The 3434-nt window shown below is 72.4% G+C and carries 2 protein-coding genes; both read right to left on the bottom strand.

Annotation, left to right across the window (positions count from 1 at the left end; genetic code table 11):
• Positions 1-784, bottom strand: a 784-nt coding sequence (locus FRW57_RS19095; RefSeq protein ID WP_275263208.1) for a transaldolase family protein, incomplete at its 3' end; no start/stop codon positions are given.
• Between the two features lie 65 nt (positions 785-849).
• Positions 850-3434 (bottom strand): ATP-dependent chaperone ClpB (gene clpB, locus FRW57_RS19090; protein WP_152186774.1); only part of this gene is annotated, 2585 nt, incomplete at its 5' end.

Below are 3434 nucleotides of genomic sequence, written 5' to 3'. Positions count from 1 at the left end.
TCCTGCAGCAGGTCCGGTCGGCGACCTCCCTCCCGCTGGTCGGCGCGGGGGTGGTCAGGGCCTGCTCGTAGGCCCGGTAGGCCAGGTGGGCGTTGGCGATCCCGGCCTGCCCGCGCAGCCACTGCCCCCGGGCCCGGGCGCTGACTCCCTCCAAGGCGTCCAGCCGGTGGTCGACCTCGGCATCCACCGCACACACGCACAGGGAGGCGACCGCGTGGATGCCGGACAGGTCCCGCCCGTTGCGGCGGGCCTGCTCCAGGCCGACCAGGACGGCGTTGAGGACTGCCCGGTAACCGGTCACCGAGCAGGCCAGCGCGGCGTTGACGCTGACCCCATCTGCCAGGACCGCGGAGATGGCGGGCAGGCCGGCGGGAGTGGCCGGCAGGGTGACCATCAGGTTGGGCCGGTCCACCTGCGCCCACAGCCGGCGGGCGGCGGCCAGGGTGCCGGTGGTGTCCCCGGCCAGGTGCGCATCGACCGGCAGGCACACCCACCCGTCTGTGCCGCCGGACCGCTCGAACACTGGGGCCAGCACCTGACAGGCGGCGCCCGCGTCCTGGACCAGGACCGCCTGCACCGCTTCCTGCAGGCCCGCGCCGGCCCGGGCCAGCTCCTGCAGCTGGTCCCGGTAGGCGCCGTCGGTGATCGCGGCGGCAACGGCGGCCGGATCGGTGCCGACCCCGGCCACCTGCCCAATGGTGACCAGGTCGGCCAGGTCGCCGCCGGTGAGCATCGGCCGGGTCAGCCCCTGGACCCAGACCGACACGCCCGCCGGCGGCGTCACCGCCGATGTCCGGGAGGTCCTGGCCGGTGGCGGGGTGCTGGCCGGTGGCGGGGTGCCGGCGCCCATCAGGACCTGCCGCCTGACGCGGCGCTGCCGGCCAGGCTGTCCCCGGCCGTGTCTTCTCCGGTGTCGTCTGGGGTGTCGTCTCTGGCTGTGTCGTCGGCGGCGTCGGTGCTCGCGGTGTGGTGGGGTACCAGGGTCAGGGCGTCGGCGCCCAGGGTGTGGTCCACGGTGACGGTGTCGCCGTCGCGGACCTGGCCGGCGAGCAGGGCCTTGGCGAGCTGGTCGCCGATCTGCGTCTGCACCAGGCGGCGCAGCGGACGCGCGCCGTATGCCGGGTCGTAGCCGGTCAGTGCCAGCCACTCCCGTGCCCCGTCGGTCACCTCCAGGGTGATCCGCCGGTCGTGCAGCCGCCTGGCCAGCGCGTCGACCTGCAGGTCGACGATGCGGGCCAGCTCGGCGGTGGTGAGGGCCTCGAAGATGACGATCTCGTCGAGCCGGTTGAGGAACTCGGGCTTGAAGGACTGGCGCACCGTCGCCATGACGGCGTCCTTCTTGGCCTCGTCGGTCAGCTGCGGGTCGATGAGGAACTGCGAGCCGAGGTTGGAGGTCATCACGAGGATGACGTTGCGGAAGTCGACCGTGCGGCCCTGGCCGTCGGTCAGCCGCCCGTCGTCGAGCACCTGCAGCAGGATGTCGAAGGTCTCCGGGTGGGCCTTCTCGACCTCGTCGAGCAGCACGACCGAGTAGGGCCGCCGGCGGACCGCCTCGGTGAGCTGGCCGCCCTCCTCGTAGCCGACGTAGCCGGGCGGGGCTCCGATGAGACGCGCGACGGCGTGCCGCTCGGAGTACTCGCTCATGTCGATCCGCACCACGGCCCGCTCGTCGTCGAAGAGGAAGTCCGCGAGTGACTTGGCGAGCTCGGTCTTGCCGACACCGGTCGGGCCGAGGAAGAGGAACGACCCGGTGGGCCGGTCGGGGTCGGAGATCCCGGCCCGCGAGCGCCGGACCGCGTCGCTGACCGCGCGCACCGCCTCGGTCTGACCGATCAGCCGCTTGCCGAGGTGGTCCTCCATCCGCAGCAGCTTCTCGGTCTCGCCCTCGAGCAGCCGGCCGGCGGGGATGCCGGTCCAGGAGCTGATGACGTCGGCGATGTCGTCGGGGCCGACCTCCTCCTTGACCATCGGACCCTCACCGCCCGCGGTGGACGAGGTGGCCTCGCTCTGCTGGGCGGTCTCGAGCTCCTGCTCGAGCTGGGGCAGCTGGCCGTAGAGGATCGCGGACGCCGCAGCGAGGTCGCCCTCGCGCTGCAGCCGCTCCGCCTGCCCGCGCAGGTCGTCGATCTTGGCCTTGATCTCACCGACCCGGTTCAGGCCCGCCTTCTCCTGCTCCCACCGGGCGTTGAGCGCAGCGAGCTCGGACTCGCGGTCGGCCAGGTCGTGACGCAGCTTCTCCAGCCGCTCCTTGCTGGCCGCGTCGGTCTCCTGCTCGAGGGCAAGCTCCTCCATCTTGAGCCGGTCGACGCTGCGCCGGAGCTCGTCGATCTCCACCGGCGAGGAGTCGATCTCCATCCGCAGCCGGGAGGAGGCCTCGTCGACGAGGTCGATCGCCTTGTCCGGCAGCTGCCGGCCGGTGATGTAGCGGTCGGACAGCGTGGCCGCGGCCACCAGCGCGCTGTCGGCGATGGCCACCTTGTGGTGCGCCTCGTAGCGCTCCTTCAGCCCGCGCAGGATGCCGATCGTGTCCTCCACGCTCGGCTCACCGACGAACACCTGCTGGAAGCGCCGCTCGAGCGCGGCGTCCTTCTCGATGTGCTGGCGGTACTCGTCCAGCGTGGTGGCACCGACCAGGCGCAGCTCGCCGCGGGCCAGCATCGGCTTGAGCATGTTGCCGGCGTCCATGGCGCCCTCGCCGGTCGCGCCGGCACCCACGACGGTGTGCAGCTCGTCGATGAACGTCACGACTTCGCCTTCGGAGTTCTTGATCTCCTCCAGCACCGCCTTGAGCCGCTCCTCGAACTCGCCGCGGTACTTCGCACCGGCGACCATCGCGCCGAGGTCGAGGGCGATGAGCTTCTTGTCGCGCAGTGACTCCGGGACGTCACCGGCCACGATGCGCTGGGCCAGCCCCTCGACGACGGCGGTCTTGCCGACGCCGGGCTCGCCGATGAGCACCGGGTTGTTCTTGGTGCGCCGGGACAGCACCTGCACGACGCGCCGGATCTCGGAGTCACGGCCGATCACCGGGTCGAGCTTGCCGTCACGGGCCGCCTGGGTCAGGTCGGTGCCGTACTTCTCCAGCGCGTCGTAGGTCGCCTCCGGGTCGGCGGTGTTCACCGTGGCGCCCCCTCGGATCTTGGGGATCTCGACGGCGATGGCGTCGGCGTCCAGGCCGAAGCCGCCGGTGCGGGCGAGCGCCTCGAGCAGGTGGTCGGTGGAGACGAACGTGTCCCCCAACGACTGCATGAACTGCCGGGCCTGCTCCAGCACGGCCAGGCCCTGCCGGGACAGGTTCGGCGCGCCGACGGTCGACCCCGACGTCGTGGGCAGGGTCTTCAGGGCATGCTCGGCGGCGTCGCGGGCCGCGGCGGTCGAGGAGCCGACCGCGTCGAGCAGCGGCCCGGTGGTGGTGTCGGTCTGCTCGGTCAGCG

Origin of the sequence: Segeticoccus rhizosphaerae, from assembly GCF_009192725.1 — a bacterium.
Taxonomy (GTDB): Bacteria; Actinomycetota; Actinomycetes; order Actinomycetales; family Dermatophilaceae; genus Segeticoccus; species Segeticoccus rhizosphaerae.
This window is presented reverse-complemented; position numbering and strand designations above follow the sequence as displayed.